Genomic DNA, 16932 nt, shown 5'->3' with positions numbered 1-16932 from the left:
CATACATATCAGGTCAAATCCTTCGGGCAATTAGACAAAAGGTCATTTGCGCTTGAAGAATTGCATTTCTGCGACGGTGATTGTATAGAGGGCCGAATTCCCGGAACATAGTGGTTACACCCCACGGCCCGCGACACCGGCGCGGACGGACAGAAGGACTATATCCATGGCTCAGCAGCTCCTCATGCCAAAGGCGACCGCGGTCTGGCTGGTCGACAACACGGCGCTGTCGTTCGACCAGATCGCCACATTCTGCAAACTGCACCCGCTCGAAGTGAAGGCCATCGCCGACGGCGAATCGGCCCAGGGCATCAAGGGCCTCGACCCGATCTCCACCGGCCAGCTTTCGCGCGAGGAGATCGCCCGCGCCGAAGCCAATCCAAATCACAAGCTGAAGCTGTCCGAGCCGAAGGTCCGCGTGCCGGAATCCAAGCGCAAGGGCCCGCGCTACACGCCGGTCTCCAAGCGCCAGGACCGTCCCAACGCCATTCTCTGGCTGGTGCGCAACCATCCGGAACTCAAGGATGCGCAGATCTCGCGTCTCGTCGGCACGACCAAGTCGACGATCGAGCAGATCCGCGAACGCACCCACTGGAACTCGACCAACCTGACGCCGATGGACCCCGTGACGCTGGGCCTGTGCTCGCAGATCGACCTCGACCTCGAAGTCGAACGCGCCTCGAAGGGCCGTCCGCTGCCGACTGCTGCCGAACTCGGCGCGACGCTGGAATCCGCGCAGGAAACGGAAAAGCTGCCCTACAGCACCGACCGCGAGGACGAGAAGGAAATCGACGCCGACGCCGTCTTCGCCAAGCTGAAGTCGCTGAAGTCGGCCACGCCGGACGAAGACGAAGACGACCGCTTCTGAGCCACACTCTTTTCGAGGTGGTGCCCCCTCTCATCCGTCATGCTCGGGCTTGACCCGAGCATGACGACAGCGGACGGGAAGGTCTACCATCTATGCAACCCGGCCTTTCGGCCGGGTTTTTTATTGCTCAGACGATCCGCCGCCCGGACAGGACCTCGGCGATCTCGTCGAGGATGGCGGGATCGTCGATGGTCGCCGGCATCTTCCAGTCCACCCGGTCGGCGATCTTCTGCATGGTGCCGCGCAGGATCTTTCCGGAACGCGTTTTCGGCAGGCGCTTCACGCAGATCGCCGTCTTGAAGGCGGCGACCGGGCCGATGCGTTCGCGCACGAGGCCCACAACCTCCTGCTCCACGAGCGATGATTCACGTGAAACACCGCTCTTCAGCACGAGGAAACCGGCCGGCAGTTGGCCTTTCAAGGCGTCGGCGACGCCGATGACGGCACATTCGGCGACGTCGGGATGGCTGGCACAGACCTCTTCCATCGCGCCCGTCGACAGACGGTGGCCGGCGACGTTGATGATGTCGTCGGTGCGCGACATGATGAAGACATAGCCGTCCTCGTCGACATAGCCGGCATCGGCGGTCTTGTAATAGCCGGGGAATTCCGACAGGCAGGCCGAGCGGAAACGCTCGTCGGCGTTCCAGAAGGTCGTCAGGCAGCCGGGGGGCAGGGGCAGCTTGATGGCGATGTTGCCGAGCGTGCCGGGCGCCACCTCATGGCCGGCATCGTCGAGCACATGCAGTTCGTAGCCCGGCATGGGTACGGTCGGGGAGCCGTGTTTCACGGGCAACTGGCCGAGGCCGAGCGGATTGCCGACGATCGCCCAACCGGTCTCCGTCTGCCACCAGTGATCGATGACGGGCACACCAAGCACCGCCTCGGCCCAGCGGATCGTATCCGGATCGGCCCGCTCGCCGGCAAGGAACAGCGCGCGCAGGCTGGAAATGTCGTGCCGCTTGACGAGCGCGCCCTCCGGGTCCTCCTTGCGGATGGCGCGGAAGGCCGTCGGGGCGGTGAAGAGCACCGAGACCTTGTAGTCCTCCACCACGCGCCAGAAGGCGCCGGCATCCGGCGTGCCGACCGGCTTGCCCTCATAGAGCACCGTGGTGCTGCCGTTGAGAAGCGGCGCATAGACGATGTAGGAATGGCCGACGACCCAGCCGATATCCGACGCCGCCCAATAGACCTCACCGCGCTCCACACCGTAGAACGCCCGCATCGTCCAGGCGAGCGCGACCATGTGGCCGCCATTGTCGCGGATGACGCCCTTGGGCTGGCCGGTCGTGCCCGACGTATAGAGGATATAGAGCGGATCGGTGGCCGCCAGCGGTGCGCAGGAAATGATGCGCCCCGCATCCCGCGCCGCCGCAAGCGCGGGGCCGAGATCGACATCGCGCCCCGCTTTCAGCTCTGCCGCCAGTTCCGGCCGCTGCAAGACGAGGCAGCGCTCCGGCTTGTGGCCGGCAAGCTCGATCGCCGTGTCGAGCAGCGGCTTGTAGGCGACCACGCGATTGGGCTCGATGCCGCAGCTTGCGGTGACGACGAGCTTGGCGGTGGAATCGTCGATGCGTGCCGCAAGCTCGCTCGCGGCGAAGCCGCCGAACACCACCGAATGGATCGCCCCGATGCGCGCACAGGCGAGCATGGCGAAGACCGCCTCGGGAATCATCGGCATGTAGAGAATGACTCGGTCGCCCTTCTCCACGCCCTGATCGACGAGCACCGCCGCCATGGCATTCACATGGGTGAGGAGCTCGTCGTAGCTGTAGCGCGCCTTGCGGCCGGTCACCGGGCTGTCATAGATCAGCGCGGCGTCCGCGCCGTGACCCGCCGTCACATGCCGGTCCACGCAATTGTGACAGGTATTGCCGACCGCATCGGGAAACCACCGCCCGTAGACGCCCTGTTCAGCGTCGAAAATATCCGTCGGTTCGCTGAACCAGTCGATCGCCCGGGCCGCTTCGGCCCAATGACCCTTGTGGTCATTCTTCCACGCCCGATAGATCTCGGCATAGGTCTTCTGCATCGCATCCTCCATGTCCGGCCATGAAACCGGCCGGCTCCTCCAGAGGAAAGAATAGGAGAGGACGATGCGTCGGAAAAGCCAGACGAAAGCCGCAAGCGGCAAATCGCCCCTTGCGCTTCGTCAAGCGAGGATGTCAGCGCGTTCCGAAAATCGCCGAACCGACGCGCACGCTGGTCGCGCCGAAGCCGATGGCGACATCGTAGTCGCCGGACATGCCCATCGACAGCCGGTCGAGATTGCAGCGTTCGGCAAGCTTGGCGAGCAAGGCGAAATGCGGGCCTGGATTCTCGTCTGCCGGCGGAATGCACATCAGCCCCTCGATGGTGAGGCCGAGTTCGTCGCGGCAGAGGGCGACGAAGGCGACCGTATCGTCCGGCGCGATGCCGGCCTTCTGTGGTTCAAGCCCGGTATTGACCTGGACATAGAGCCGCAGCGCACGCCCCTGCCGCGCCATTTCGGCGGCGATCGCGCGGGCGATCTTCTCCCGGTCCACCGTCTCGATGACATCGAAGAGCGCCACGGCCTCGGCCGTCTTGTTGGATTGCAGCGGGCCGATCAGGTGAAGCTCGATGCCGGCCGTCTCGGCGCGCAGCGCGGGCCACTTGCCCTGGGCCTCCTGCACGCGGTTTTCGCCGAACACACGCTGGCCGGCCGCGATCGCCGGGCGAATCGCCTCGGCATCGAAGGTTTTCGAGACCGCCACCAGCGTCACCGCCTCGGGCCTGCGGCCGGCTTCGGCAGCCGCCTTGCGCATCCGGTTGCGAACGTCCTCGAGACGGTCCTGAAGGTCCATGCTCATTCTCCATCGGCATCTGGTTCCGGACCTAGCGAAATCGGCACGGTTTGCCAAGCGCGCGCATGCCGCATCTCTTTGGCCGGAGGCCGGAAAACTTGACGCTTCGGCGGTTTCATGATGAAGGTCTCGGCACCATATTCGCATGGGCGCACCGCCCTCCAAGACTCCCAAAAGACTTCCGGAACATCAAAGACATGGCCACCGAACGTTACAATCCGCGCGATGCCGAACCCCGCTGGCAGGCAAAATGGAACGATGACAGCGTCTTCCTGACCAAGAACGACGATCCGCGCGAGAAGTACTACGTCCTCGAGATGTTCCCCTATCCGTCGGGCCGCATCCATATGGGCCATGTGCGCAACTATGCGATGGGCGACGTCGTCGCGCGCTACAAGCGCGCCCGCGGCTACAACGTGCTGCATCCGATGGGCTGGGACGCCTTCGGCATGCCCGCCGAAAACGCCGCCATGCAGAACAAGGTGCACCCCAAGGGCTGGACCTACGACAACATCGCGACCATGCGCAACCAGCTGAAGTCCATGGGCCTCTCGCTGGACTGGTCGCGCGAATTCGCCACCTGCGACGTGGACTATTACCACCGCCAGCAGCACCTCTTCCTCGATTTCCTGGAAAAGGGCCTCGTCTACCGCAAGCAGTCCAAGGTGAACTGGGACCCGGTCGACCATACGGTGCTTGCCAACGAGCAGGTCATCGACGGCCGCGGCTGGCGCTCCGGCGCACTCGTCGAGCAGCGCGAGCTGACCCAGTGGTTCTTCCGCATCACCGATTTCAGCCAGGATCTGCTCGATTCTCTGGAAACGCTCGACCAGTGGCCGGAAAAGGTCCGGCTGATGCAGAAGAACTGGATCGGCCGTTCCGAAGGCATGCTGGTGCGCTGGGAAATTTCCGAAGGCGCGGGCCTGACGGGCGAAAAGGACGTCACCGTCTACACGACCCGTCCCGACACGCTGTTCGGCGCCTCCTTCATCGCCATCTCCGCCGACCACCCGCTTGCCCGGGAGGCGTCTGCGAAGAACCCCGAGATCATGGCCTTCGCCGAGGAATGCCGCCGCGCCGGCACCTCGCTCGCGGCGCTGGAAACGGCGGAGAAGAAAGGCATGGACACCGGCATCCGCGTGCGCCATCCCTTCGACGCGACCTGGGAGCTGCCCGTCTACATCGCCAACTTCGTGCTGATGGACTATGGCACGGGCGCCATCTTCGGCTGCCCCTCCGGCGACCAGCGCGACCTCGACTTCGCCCGCAAATATAACCTGCCGGTCGTGCCCGTCGTCATGCCGAAGGATGGCGACGCGGCCACCTTCGCCATCGCCGACGAGGCCTATGTCGGCGACGGCGTGATGATCAATTCCGGCTTCCTCGACGGCCTTGGTACCGAGGAGGCCTTCGAGGAGGTCGCAAACCGCCTCTCCGCCATCACGCTCGGCAACGCGCCGCAGGGCGAGCGCAAGGTGAACTTCCGCCTGCGCGACTGGGGCATTTCGCGCCAGCGTTACTGGGGCTGCCCGATCCCGGTCATCCACTGCGAGCAGTGCGGCGTCGTGCCCGTGCCGAAGGCCGACCTGCCGGTAAAATTGCCCGACGACGTCACCTTCGACAAGCCGGGCAACCCGCTCGACCGCCATCCGACCTGGCGCCACGTCGCCTGCCCGCAATGCGGCGGGGATGCCCGCCGCGAGACGGACACGATGGACACCTTCGTCGATTCGTCCTGGTACTTCGCCCGCTTCACCGCCCCGTGGGAAAACAACCCGACGGACCCCGCTGCCGCCAATGCCTGGCTGCCGGTCGACCAGTATATCGGCGGCATCGAACATGCGATCCTGCACCTGCTCTATTCGCGCTTCTTCACCCGCGCCATGCAGGTCGCCGGCCATCTCGACCTGAAGGAGCCCTTCAAGGGCCTCTTCACCCAGGGCATGGTGGTACACGAGACCTATAGCCGCGCCGTCGACGGCAAGCGCGAATGGGTGACGCCCGCCGAAATCCGCATCGAGGAAGAGGGCGGCAAGCGCCGCGCGGTCCATCTTGAATCCGGCGAAGAAATCGCCATCGGCTCGATCGAGAAGATGTCGAAGTCGAAGAAGAACGTCGTCGACCCCGACGACATCATCGCCTCCTACGGCGCCGATACCGCCCGCTTCTTCGTGCTCTCCGACTCCCCGCCGGATCGCGACGTCATCTGGTCGGAAGCCGGCGTTGAAGGAGCCCATCGCTTCGTCCAGCGCGTCTGGCGCCTTGTTTCCGAGGCCGCGCCGGGCCTCAAGGCCGCGGAAAGCCGTCCCGGAGCGGACGGCGAAGCGCTCGCCGTCTCGCAGGTCGCGCACAAGACGCTGAAGGCCGTGCAGGCCGATTACGACAAGCTCGCCTTCAACAAGGCCGTTGCGCGCATCTACGAATTCGTCAACGCGCTTGCCGCACCGCTGACCGCCGCCGCTGCCGGCAAGGCCTCGGCCGATGTCGTTGCCGCCCTGCGTGAAGCCGTCGGCATCCTGATCCGCATCGTCGCTCCGATGACGCCGCATCTGGCGGAAGAATGCTGGCGCGAGATCGGTGGCGAAGGCCTCGTCGCAACGACCCCCTGGCCGTCCTACGAAGACCGCCTCGTCGCAGACGATGAAGTCACCCTGCCCGTGCAGATCAACGGCAAGAAGCGCGCGGATTTGACAATCGCCCGCGATGCGGACCAGACTGCCGTCCAGGCGGCCGTTCTGGCGCTCGACGCCGTCCAGGCCGTGCTCGCCGGCCAGCAACCCAAGAAGATCATCGTCGTACCGCAGAGGATCGTGAATGTTGTTGTCTGACGGAACCGGCCTCTCCCGGTTCGCAAAGGCGTTTGCCGGCATCGCCATCCTTGGCGTCATCGCCGGCTGCCAGGTGCGGCCGCTGTACTCCACGCCCGCCGGCACGGAGGGCAAGCTTGCCGCCGTGGCCATCTCAAAGGCTGATGACCGTGTGGAACAGCAGGTCCGCAACGACCTGATCTTCCTCTTCTCGGGCGGCGCCGGCGAGACGCAGAGCGCGCTCTATCACCTGGATCTCAACGTGACGGTGCGCAAGATCGGCGTGCTGCTCGACGTGCGCGACGACATTCCGCGCGCCGGCCGCATCGTCGTCTCGGCCGACTACAATCTCGTGCAGACCGACTCCGGCGAAACATTGGCGTCCGGCAAGCGTTCGGCTGTCGCTCTCGTCGATTATCCCGTGCAGGAATTTGCCAAGCTGCGCGCCGTCAGGGATGCGGAAAACCGTGGTGCCCGTGAGCTGGCGGAGCTGATCCGCGCAGACGTCGCGTCGGCGCTCGGTCGACGCTGAGCCGGCTATGGCCGAGGTCAAGTCGCACGAGTTCGACGGTTTCCTGAAGCGCAAACCGCTGCCCGTACGGCTCTTCCTGATCTACGGCCCCGATCGGGGCCTCGTTTCCGAACGTGCTGCGGCGCTTGCCGCGTCCAGCGGCGTCGATCTCACCGACGCCTTCTCCGTCGTGAAACTCGATGCCGGCGAGATTGGCGGCCAGCCGGGCCGGCTGATCGACGAGATGAACGCGATCGGCCTTTTCGGCGGCGATCGTCTTGTCTGGGTCCGCAATGCCGGCAGCGAGAAGGGCCTTTCCGACGCGCTGGACATCCTGGCCAAGATGCCGACCGGGCCATCCACCCTGATCATCGAGGCGGGTGACCTGAAGAAGGGCGCCGGACTGCGCAAGGCCGCCGAATCCAGTTCGGCCGTCGTGGCCATCCCCTGCTATGCCGATGACGGACGCGCCCTGCAGGCGCTCATCGACCAGGAGCTCACATCCGAGGGCTTGCGCATTTCCCCCGCGGCCCGCACGCGCCTGGTGGAAACCATCGGCGGCGACCGGCTTGCCTCGCGCAACGAGGTGCGCAAGCTGGCACTCTACTGCCGGGGAAGGGACCTGATCGAGGAACAGGATGTCGAGGAGATCGTCGGCGATGCCAGCGCGATCTCGACGGACGATGCCATAGACGCCATCCTCAAGGGCGACAAGGACGGTTTCCTGCACGCCATCCAGAAGATCGTCTCCTCCAAGACCCCGGTCTTCCTCGTGCTGCAGGGATGCCTGCGGCAGTTCCAGCTCCTCGAATTGATGCGGGCGGAGATGGATGAAAAGCGGGCACCGGCCGCCCAGGCCATGGCGACCCTGGGCCGCCATCTGCATTTCCGCCGCAAGCCGATTGTCGAGAATGCCTTGAAAACCTGGACGGGGCCGGCGATCCGGCGTGAAACACAACGCCTGCAGGCCGCCATATTGCAAAGCCGGCAGCGGCCGGCCCTGGAAGACACGATCGCCATGCAAACCATGCTGGCGACCGTGCTTCAATCCGCACGGCGTTGAATCCGGCTAAGGATATTATCGTCGCTCCAGAAGACGGCAGATTTCCTCGAGCTGTTCGAGCGTCTTGTAGGCGATCCGCAACTGCCCGCCACTACCCTTGTGATTGACGGTCACATCAAGGCCGAGCACGTCCGAAAGCGTGCGTTCCAGCGCCAGTGTGTCTGCATCCTTCTCGTCCTTGCGCGGCGCCTGGCCGTGATTGGGATCGCTCTGCGCCTTGATGTCGTTCTGCGCAAGACGCTCCGCGTCACGCACCGACATGCCCTTCGCGACGACGGTCTTGGCAAGTCCGACGGGATCGGACGTGGGAATGAGCGCACGCGCATGGCCGGCGGAAAGCGAGCCGGAGGCCAGCATGTCGCGCACCGGTTCCGGCAGTTTCAACAGACGAAGGCTGTTTGCCACGTGACTGCGGCTCTTGCCGATGATCTCGCCGAGATCGTTCTGCGTGTAGCCGTGATCGGCGATCAGCAGCTCATAACCCATCGCTTCCTCCAGCGGATTGAGATCGGAGCGCTGCACGTTTTCCACGATGGCGATTTCCAGCGCCGTACGGTCATCCACGTCCCTGATAATGACCGGAATATCGATCAGGCCGGCGAGCTGTGCGGCCCGCCAGCGACGCTCACCGGCGATGATCTCGTAACGATTGTCTGCCGTGGTGCGCACGACGACCGGCTGCACGATGCCATGCTGGCGAATGGAGGAGGCCAGATCCTGCAGTTCCGATTCATCGAAATAGCGCCGCGGATTGCGCGGATTGCGCCCGACGAACTCGATCGGAACCAGGCGATCCGGATTCACCGCCGGGCGTTCGCCGACATCGGCGGCGGGAAGCTGGTCCATTTCACCGATCAGGGCGGCAAGGCCGCGGCCAAGGCGCCGCTTTGAGTTGTCTTCATTCATCGGTTCTACTCACGGATACTGAAATCAGGCAGCCCGACGCTGCCTTTCACGCTGGATCACCTCGGAAGCAAGCTGAAGATAGGCCTGGCTTCCGGCGCATTTGAGATCGTAGAGAATTGCCGGCTTGCCGTAGGAGGGCGCCTCGGACACGCGCACATTGCGCGGAATGAGCGTATGGTAGACCTTTTCGCCAAGATGTGTGCGCACATCATTGACCACCTGCTGCGCAAGATTGTTGCGCGAGTCGAACATGGTGAGCACTATGCCCTGGATATCCAAGTAAGGATTGACGGTACGGCGCACCTGATCCACCGTCTCCAGAAGCTGGCTGAGCCCTTCCAACGCAAAGAACTCGCATTGCAGGGGCACCAGCACCGAATGCGCGGCGGCAAGGGCATTCATGGTCAGGAGGTTGAAGGACGGCGGGCAATCGACCAGCACGTAAGAGTAAGACCGCGCCTCCACCGATGCGAGCGCCCGCCGCAGCCGGAAGACGCGGTCGTTCTGCTGCGCGATCTCCATTTCGATGCCCAGGAGGTCCATCGTCGAGGGAATGATCGACAGATTGGGCACAGCCGTCTGCAGCACCGTCTCGGCAACTCCGTGGCTGCCGATCAAAAGGTCATAGGAAGAGAGCTCGCGGTTGCGGCGATCGATGCCGAGCCCCGTGCTGGCATTGCCCTGGGGGTCCAGGTCGACGATCAGCACACGCTCGCCGATCGCGGCCAGCGCCGTGGCAAGGTTGATCGCGGTGGTCGTCTTGCCGACGCCACCCTTCTGGTTTGCAATGGTGATGATCCGGTTTTTTTCGCCTGCCATGGACATCCGCCAATCACCCGCGTTTTCGCGAAAGCTTCGAAAGTTCGAGCACCACGGAATCCGGCTCGACAACACTGGCATGTTTTACCAGATCGAATCTCCACCTTCCATGCGCTTTCTCGACCTCCCGCTGATAATCCCGGCCTTTATGGAGGAAAAACTTGAGATCCGGATTGCGCTCGGCCCAGGGCAGGCCGAAATCCAACAAAAGATCCAGATCCGCCAGGGCTCGAGCCGAAATCGCATCACAATGCGCGATCGCGGTCGGCGCCTCCTCGATGCGAATCGCGTGCACCGAGGCACGCGCACCCGTTTCCAGGATGGCTGTCCGCAGAAAGGCGGCTTTCTTGTTGTTGCTTTCGACGAGATGTACCCATCCATCTCCCGCACCAACCAGAAGAATACCGGTGACAATGCCCGGAAACCCACCACCACTGCCGAGATCGGCCCAGATCCGCGGCCCCGGGCACAGGGCGTAAATCTGCACACTATCGATGATATGGCGGTTCCAGACTTCCGCCAATGTCGAGGGCGCCACCAGATTGATGGTCTTCGCCCATTTCTGGAAGAGAGCGACAAAAGCGTTCAGCCTATCCTCAGTTTCACGTGAAACATTCAGGCTGGCAAACTCTCGGGGAAGCTGATTCATGCGCTGGCAGTCCGTTGTGTCGAAACCTCACCGGGGACAACACGCTTGAGATAGGCAAGCAGAAGCGTCAAGGCGGCCGGCGTCATGCCATCCACCCGCGCGGCCTGCGCGAGATTTGCCGGTCGAGCCACCGCCAACTTCTGCTGAAGTTCGATGGAAAGGCCCGGCAAGGCACCGAAGTCGAAATCCGCGGGAATACGCCGTTCCTCCTCTCGTCGCGCCTCGGCGATATCGGCCTCCTGCCGATTCATGTAGACCGCATAGCTGGCCTCGATTTCGACAGCATCGCGAACGCGCGGTGAAAAGGCGCCGAGCTCCGGCCACACCGCCGCCAACCGTGTGAAGTTGATATCCGGATAGGCGAGAAGGTCATAAGCACTACGGCGCACACCATCCTGGTTGATGCGGATTCCCTTGCTCGTGGCTTCATTGGGCGACAATTTCAAGGAACGAAGTTTTTCGCGCGCAACCTGCATCTCCGTCGACCATTGCTCGAAAAGATGGCGCCGATCTGCACCGACGACGCCAAGAGCCATGCCGGACGGCGTCAACCGCACATCGGCATTGTCGGCGCGAAGCGAAAGGCGGTACTCCGCGCGGGAGGTGAACATGCGGTAAGGCTCGGTCACGCCGCGGGATGTCAGGTCGTCCAGCATGACGCCGATATAACTCTCCGTGCGGCTGAAAACATGGCCGTCCATGCCCGTTGCCCGCCGCGCGGCGTTGAGGCCTGCAACCAGCCCTTGGGCGGCTGCTTCCTCATACCCCGTCGTTCCATTGATCTGACCGGCCAGGAAGAGCCCGGGTTGACGGCGCGCCTCCAAGGTCGCGGATAGCTCGCGCGGATCGACATGATCATATTCGATCGCGTAACCCGGTTGCAGGATACGGACCCGCTCCAGTCCCGGAATCGTATGAATGAAGGCCTGCTGCACATCAGCCGGTAGCGATGTCGAAATACCATTCGGATAAACCGTGTCGTCGTCCAGGCCTTCCGGTTCAAGGAAGATCTGATGACCGTCGCGTTCGCCGAACTTGACAATCTTGTCCTCGATCGACGGGCAATAGCGTGGACCGACACCTTCAATCTGTCCGGAATACATTGCGGAACGTCCGATATTCTCCTCGATGATGCGGTGGGTCGCGGACGTCGTTCGGGTCACGCCGCATTCGATCTGCGGTGTCGTGATCCGATCCGTCATGAAGGAGAAGGGCACCGGTTCATCATCCGCCGCCTGACGCCCGACCGCATTCCAATCAATGGTCCGGCCATCAAGGCGCGCAGGCGTGCCTGTTTTCAGGCGGCCCAGCTTGAAGCCGAGACGCTCGAATGTCGCCGACAGCCCTACTGACGGTTCTTCTCCCACACGGCCGGCGGGTATCTTTTCGGAGCCGATATGAATAAGGCCGCGCAGGAAAGTACCCGTCGTGATCACGACGGCGCCGCAAGCAAGACGGCGACCATCCTTCAAAACAACAGCCGCGACATGTCCATCGCGGCAATCGAGGTCATAGGCGTCACCCTCGATAACGGTCAGCCCGGGTATCTGTGCGATCTCCGTCTGAATGGCTTCGCGATAAAGCCTTCGGTCCGCTTGAGTCCGTGGGCCGCGCACGGCTGGACCCTTCCGGCGATTCAGCAGCCGGAACTGGATACCAGCCCGATCCGCAACCCGTCCCATCAATCCATCGAGAGCATCCACTTCCCGGACAAGGTGGCCCTTGCCGAGACCGCCGATAGCGGGGTTACAGGACATGACCCCGATCGTCGACGCCTTGTGGGTCAGGAGAGCGGTTTGCGCGCCAAAGCGGGCGGACGCGGCGGCCGCTTCGACCCCCGCATGACCGCCACCAATCACCACCACATCATATGTCGTCATTGCTGCCATATCGAACCACCTGTTTCACGTGAAACGTACAAAGCGACTCGTGTACGTTGTGTTGTTTCACGTGAATCACTTGCCTATGCAAAATTCCGAAAAGATCACGTCCAACAGATTTTCCACATCCACCCGTCCCGTGACCCGGCCGAGTGCTTGCCCGGCCAAACGAAGATGCTCTGCCTGTATATCAAGACCTCGGTCGCCCACAGCCAACGCGGCTTCGATATGAGCGCAGGCCGCCGCCAGATTGTCGGCATGGCGATGGCGGGTTGGCAGCGCCAGAGCGCTACCTTGATCGAGATCCGGAAGATAGCTGCCCACGCGATCAAGGAGCTCTGCTATGCCATCCCCTGTCCGCACGGAGATCATAACATCTGCGTTCGGCGCCGGCCAGGCAGTATCCCGCATATCTGCCTTGGTGCGTACTCGAACAACCGGACCATCATATCCTTCGATAAAGGCGGCCCAGTCGGGATTGTCGACCGCGGACAGGAGGAGGACCAGATGTGCTTCGGCCATCGATCGCTGCGTTCTGCGAATGCCTTCCTGTTCGACAAGATCGTCCGTCTCACGCAGGCCAGCCGTATCATAAAGTCGAACGGCAAAGCCGTCGAGGTCGAGATCGACATGCAGGACATCGCGTGTCGTTCCCGGAATCTCGGTGACGATGGCAACGTCTCTGCGTGCCAGATGATTCAGCAGACTCGACTTGCCGGCATTGGGCGGACCGACGATCACCACCTTGAGGCCATCCCGCACGATCTCTCCGGCTCTTACACCAGAAAGATGGTTAAGGATTTCCTGCTTCAGCGTCTGCATGTCCTGCCAGATCGCACTCGCCACGGAGCCGGGAACATCGTCCTCGTCGGCAAAATCCAGTTCGGCCTCGATCATCGCACGTGCATGCGTTAGCCGTTTCGCCCACGAATCATAAAGCTTTGACAATCCCCCCGACGACTGCTCCGCCGCCAGACGGCGCTGCATCTCGGTCTCCGCGACGATCAGATCCGCAAGGCCTTCAACCTCGACCAGATCCATGCGACCATTCAGGAAAGCCCTTCGGGAGAATTCCCCGGCCTCTGCGGCGCGCAACCCTTCCATCGTGGCGAGCTCTGCAAGAACGGCCTTTACCGTCGCCCGGCCGCCGTGAATCTGTAACTCGGCACAGTCCTCACCCGAGAAGGAATTCGGTCCTGGAAAAACCAGGACAAGGCCGTCGTCGAGTTTCTCACCGTTCCGGTTTCGAATCGAAAGCAGAGAGGCCCGGCGTTCCGGCGGCTGGCGGCCGCAGAGTGCTTCAACAGCCGTCCCGCTGGCCGGGCCGCTCAACCGAATCACCGCCACGCCGGATGGCAGGCCGCCGCTCGACAAGGCAAAGATCGTGTCCGTGGAACGCATGGGCTCATTATTCCGGATGCGAATCGGTAAGTCCGTTTCGGAGGAGAATCGATTCTGTCTTCTCAAATGAAAATGGTCCCGCCTTGCGGCGGGACCATGACGCGTGGAACGCAGTGTATGCGGCTTATGTGTTCATCGAATCGAAGAAATCGCCGTTGTTCTTTGTCTGCTTCAGCTTGTCGATGAGGAACTCGATCGCATCCGTGGTGCCCATCGGGGCAAGGATGCGGCGAAGAACGAAGATCTTCTGGAGATCCTGCCGCGGCACCAGGAGGTCTTCCTTGCGCGTGCCGGACTTGAGGATATCCATGGCCGGGAAGATGCGCTTGTCGGCGACCTTGCGGTCCAGCACGATTTCCGAGTTACCGGTACCCTTGAATTCCTCGAAGATCACTTCGTCCATACGGCTGCCGGTGTCGATCAGCGCCGTCGCGATGATCGTCAGCGAACCGCCTTCCTCGATGTTGCGCGCCGCGCCGAAGAAGCGCTTCGGGCGCTGCAGGGCGTTCGCGTCGACGCCGCCGGTCAGGACCTTGCCCGACGACGGAACGACCGTGTTGTAGGCCCGGCCGAGGCGGGTGATCGAATCGAGCAGGATGACGACGTCGCGGCCATGCTCGACGAGGCGCTTGGCCTTCTCGATGACCATTTCGGCGACCTGGACGTGGCGCGTCGCCGGCTCGTCGAAGGTCGAGGAAACGACTTCGCCCCGCACCGACCGCTGCATGTCCGTCACTTCCTCCGGACGCTCGTCGATCAAGAGGACGATGAGGTAACATTCCGGATGGTTGGCGGTGATCGAATGGGCGATGTTCTGCAGGAGGACCGTCTTACCCGTTCGCGGCGGGGCGACGATGAGGCCGCGCTGGCCCTTGCCGAGCGGTGCGACGAGATCGATGACGCGCGGGGAAAGATCCTTCGAGGTCGGGATCTCGAGTTCCATCTTGAAGCGCTCGTTCGGGTAGAGCGGCGTCAGGTTGTCGAAGTGGACCTTGTGACGGATCTTCTCCGGGTCGTCGAAATTGATCGTATTGACCTTGAGCAGAGCGAAATAGCGCTCGCCTTCCTTCGGGCCACGGATCGGGCCTTCGACCGTATCGCCGGTCTTCAGCGAGAAGCGGCGGATCTGGGAGGGCGAAATGTAGATATCGTCGGGGCCTGGCAGATAGTTCGCATTGGCCGAACGCAGGAAGCCGAAACCGTCCTGCAGCACTTCCACGACACCCTCGCCGATGATTTCCACGTCCTGCGCGGCCAGCATCTTCAGGATCGCAAACATCAGTTCCTGCTTGCGCATCGTGCTCGCGTTTTCGACCTCTAGCGATTCGGCAAAGGCAAGCAGGTCGGTCGGAGTCTTGTTCTTGAGATCTTGTAGCTTCATTTCGGCCATGAATGGTCCATGCTGGGTGTCATCGGGATGGGAAAAGGCGTGCGGGTCAAGGCCGAACTGCGGGGGGAACGGTGCAGTTCACTGAACGAATACACATGCCACGAAAGATGAGATGCGCGGAAAATAGCGGTTCCGGTGCTGGCCTGCAAGGGGGCATTGGAATTTCATCCGTTTTGTCGCGAAAGACTCAGAACGGTTTGACGACGACCAGGACGACGATGAGGATCATCAGAAGCGCCGGCGCCTCGTTCCAGATGCGCCACTGGCGGCCCGTCCTGGTGTTGCGGTCCTCGGCAAAGGCCTTCACGGCGCGCCCATAAAACTGATGCACAGCGGACAGGAGGACGACGAAGGCGAGCTTGGCGTGCAGCCAGCCGCCCTGGAAACCATGGACGGACCAGGCGAGGTAGAGGCCGAGCAGCCAGGAAAGGCCCATCGCCGGCTGCATGATGACCCGGTAGAGCCGCTGTTCCATCACCTTGAAGACCCGCGCTTCGGCCGAACCGGGCGGGGCGTCCGTGTGATAGACGAAGAGCCGCGGCAGATAGAGCAGGCCCGCCATCCACGAGATGACGGCGATGATGTGCAGCGCCTTGATCCAGAGATAGAGGTCCTCGGGCGGATAGAGCACGAGGAGGAGGGCAAGCAGCGCAAAGAGCGTGAGCGCCACCGCGGCACGTAGCCGCGCGCGGCGCCCCGCGCTCTCACCCGCCTGCTTCTCGCTCACCGCGCCGCTCCGCGCACACGCGCCACGAGACGCGTGACGTTGTCCGGATCCGCCTGCGGCGTGATGCCGTGACCGAGATTGAAGATCAGCGGCCCATTGCCAAGCGCCTGCAGGATGGCATCGATACCCTCGTCGAGCGCCGTGCCGCCGGCAACCACCCGCATCGGATCGAGATTGCCCTGGACGGGACCGTCCTTCTGCAGGTCGGCGGCAAAGGAGAGCGGCACGGACCAGTCGAGGCCGATCGCATCGGCACCGGTCTGCTGCCGGTAGGATTTCAGCAACAGGCCCGCACCCTTGGCGAAGGCGATGACCTTCGCCTGCGGGCGGCGGGCCTTGACCGAGGCGATGATCTTTTGCACGGGGCGGACGGCGAAATCGGCAAATTCGCGCTCGCCGAGAACACCGGCCCAGGAATCGAAGATCTGCACGGCATCGGCGCCGGCATCGATCTGCGCCACAAGGTAATCGGCCGAGAGCTCGGCAAGCACGTCGAGCAGGTGCGCGAAGGCGCGCGGTTCCCTGTAGGCGAAGAGACGCGCGGGAGCCTGGTCCGGCGTTCCGTGGCCGGCGATCATGTAGGTGGCAACGGTCCAGGGCGCGCCGCAGAAGCCGAGCAGCGCCGTTTCCTCGGGCAGGGCGCCCCGGATGCGGCCGACCGCCTCTATGACCGGCTTGAGGTGATCTGCCACCCCGTCGCCCTTCAGGGCCAGAATGCCATCGACATCGATCGGATCGAGGCGCGGTCCATGGCCTTCCTCGAAGCGGACATTGCGCTCCAGGGCGTCGGGAATGACGAGGATATCGGAGAACAGGATCGCTGCGTCGAAGCCATAGCGACGGATCGGCTGGAGCGTCACTTCCGTGGCCAGTTCCGGCGAATAACAGAGATCGAGGAAGCTTCCTGCTGCCGCGCGCGTCTGCCGGTATTCCGGCAGGTATCGTCCGGCCTGGCGCATCAGCCAGAGGGGAGGGGGGGAGATCGTTTTCCCGTTCAGGACATCGACGATCTTCCGGTTTTTCGCAGACACCGCGGGGTTCTCCCAATCAATCAAATAATCTCTTTGAAAAGGTTTCTATTTCTTA

Annotated in this window: 14 protein-coding genes; 4 read left to right on the top strand and 10 right to left on the bottom strand. The window is 62.9% G+C overall.

The genetic code is table 11. The features are described 5' to 3' along the window. Window positions 1–166 precede the first annotated feature (166 nt). A complete protein-coding gene (locus EV665_RS17915) occupies window positions 167–868 on the top strand; it encodes a DUF1013 domain-containing protein (RefSeq protein ID WP_064331962.1) in 702 nt (233 codons plus the stop codon). 127 nt (window positions 869–995) lie between these two features. Here EV665_RS17915 and EV665_RS17910 read toward each other — a convergent pair whose 3' ends face one another. Both EV665_RS17910 and EV665_RS17905 read right to left on the bottom strand, forming a co-directional pair. Next, window positions 996–2900 (bottom strand): propionyl-CoA synthetase, encoded by a 1905-nt coding sequence (locus EV665_RS17910; RefSeq protein ID WP_133035146.1) that lies wholly within the window; start codon window positions 2898–2900, stop codon window positions 996–998. A gap of 133 nt (window positions 2901–3033) precedes the next feature. After that, the gene (locus EV665_RS17905; protein WP_064331963.1) at window positions 3034–3693 is read right to left on the bottom strand and encodes a YggS family pyridoxal phosphate-dependent enzyme; all 660 of its coding nucleotides are present in this window, start codon (window positions 3691–3693) and stop codon (window positions 3034–3036) included. Between the two features lie 197 nt (window positions 3694–3890). Here EV665_RS17905 and leuS point away from each other — a divergent pair, with 197 nt between their 5' ends. From leuS to holA, 3 genes are read left to right on the top strand one after another with little or no spacing between them, the layout of a single operon-like run. Then, window positions 3891–6521 carry a leucine--tRNA ligase gene (gene leuS / locus EV665_RS17900; protein ID WP_133035145.1) on the top strand — a complete coding sequence of 877 codons (2631 nt, stop codon included), beginning with the start codon at window positions 3891–3893 and terminating at the stop codon, window positions 6519–6521. Beyond that, a complete protein-coding gene (gene lptE / locus EV665_RS17895) occupies window positions 6508–7032 on the top strand; it encodes an LPS assembly lipoprotein LptE (protein WP_064331965.1) in 525 nt (174 codons plus the stop codon). Before leuS ends, lptE begins: the two co-directional genes overlap by 14 nt. A gap of 7 nt (window positions 7033–7039) precedes the next feature. Further along, complete coding sequence (holA, locus tag EV665_RS17890; RefSeq protein ID WP_133035144.1) at window positions 7040–8074, top strand: DNA polymerase III subunit delta; 1035 nt, start codon at window positions 7040–7042, stop codon at window positions 8072–8074. A 15-nt stretch (window positions 8075–8089) separates the two neighbouring features. Here the strand turns inward: holA and EV665_RS17885 are convergent, their stop codons facing one another. The 8 genes from EV665_RS17885 to hemE form a co-directional block, all read right to left on the bottom strand. After that, window positions 8090–8980 (bottom strand): ParB/RepB/Spo0J family partition protein, encoded by an 891-nt coding sequence (locus tag EV665_RS17885; protein WP_133035143.1) that lies wholly within the window; start codon window positions 8978–8980, stop codon window positions 8090–8092. A gap of 24 nt (window positions 8981–9004) precedes the next feature. Further along, window positions 9005–9799 carry a ParA family protein gene (locus EV665_RS17880; RefSeq protein ID WP_133035190.1) on the bottom strand — a complete coding sequence of 265 codons (795 nt, stop codon included), beginning with the start codon at window positions 9797–9799 and terminating at the stop codon, window positions 9005–9007. Window positions 9800–9812: 13 nt separating this feature from the next. Continuing rightward, window positions 9813–10448 carry a 16S rRNA (guanine(527)-N(7))-methyltransferase RsmG gene (gene rsmG, locus EV665_RS17875; protein WP_133035142.1) on the bottom strand — a complete coding sequence of 212 codons (636 nt, stop codon included), beginning with the start codon at window positions 10446–10448 and terminating at the stop codon, window positions 9813–9815. Then, a complete protein-coding gene (gene mnmG / locus EV665_RS17870) occupies window positions 10445–12328 on the bottom strand; it encodes a tRNA uridine-5-carboxymethylaminomethyl(34) synthesis enzyme MnmG (protein ID WP_133035189.1) in 1884 nt (627 codons plus the stop codon). The genes rsmG and mnmG overlap by 4 nt, the downstream gene beginning before the upstream one ends. A 75-nt stretch (window positions 12329–12403) precedes the next feature. Further along, complete coding sequence (gene mnmE, locus EV665_RS17865) at window positions 12404–13729, bottom strand: tRNA uridine-5-carboxymethylaminomethyl(34) synthesis GTPase MnmE (RefSeq protein WP_133035141.1); 1326 nt, start codon at window positions 13727–13729, stop codon at window positions 12404–12406. Window positions 13730–13853: 124 nt separating this feature from the next. Continuing rightward, window positions 13854–15119 carry a transcription termination factor Rho gene (gene rho / locus EV665_RS17860; RefSeq protein ID WP_024271281.1) on the bottom strand — a complete coding sequence of 422 codons (1266 nt, stop codon included), beginning with the start codon at window positions 15117–15119 and terminating at the stop codon, window positions 13854–13856. A gap of 187 nt (window positions 15120–15306) precedes the next feature. Continuing rightward, entirely contained in the window at window positions 15307–15846 is a 540-nt protein-coding gene (hemJ, locus tag EV665_RS17855; protein ID WP_064331970.1) for a protoporphyrinogen oxidase HemJ, read from the bottom strand. Continuing rightward, on the bottom strand, window positions 15843–16877 hold the full coding sequence (gene hemE, locus EV665_RS17850; protein WP_064331971.1) for a uroporphyrinogen decarboxylase: 1035 nt from the start codon (window positions 16875–16877) through the stop codon (window positions 15843–15845). The genes hemJ and hemE overlap by 4 nt, the downstream gene beginning before the upstream one ends. Window positions 16878–16932 lie beyond the last annotated feature (55 nt).

The organism is Shinella granuli (assembly GCF_004341885.1).
In the GTDB taxonomy this organism is placed as follows: Bacteria; Pseudomonadota; Alphaproteobacteria; order Rhizobiales; family Rhizobiaceae; genus Shinella; species Shinella granuli.
The sequence above is the reverse complement of the archived record's forward strand: the minus strand, read 5'-3'. Positions and strand labels throughout refer to the sequence as shown.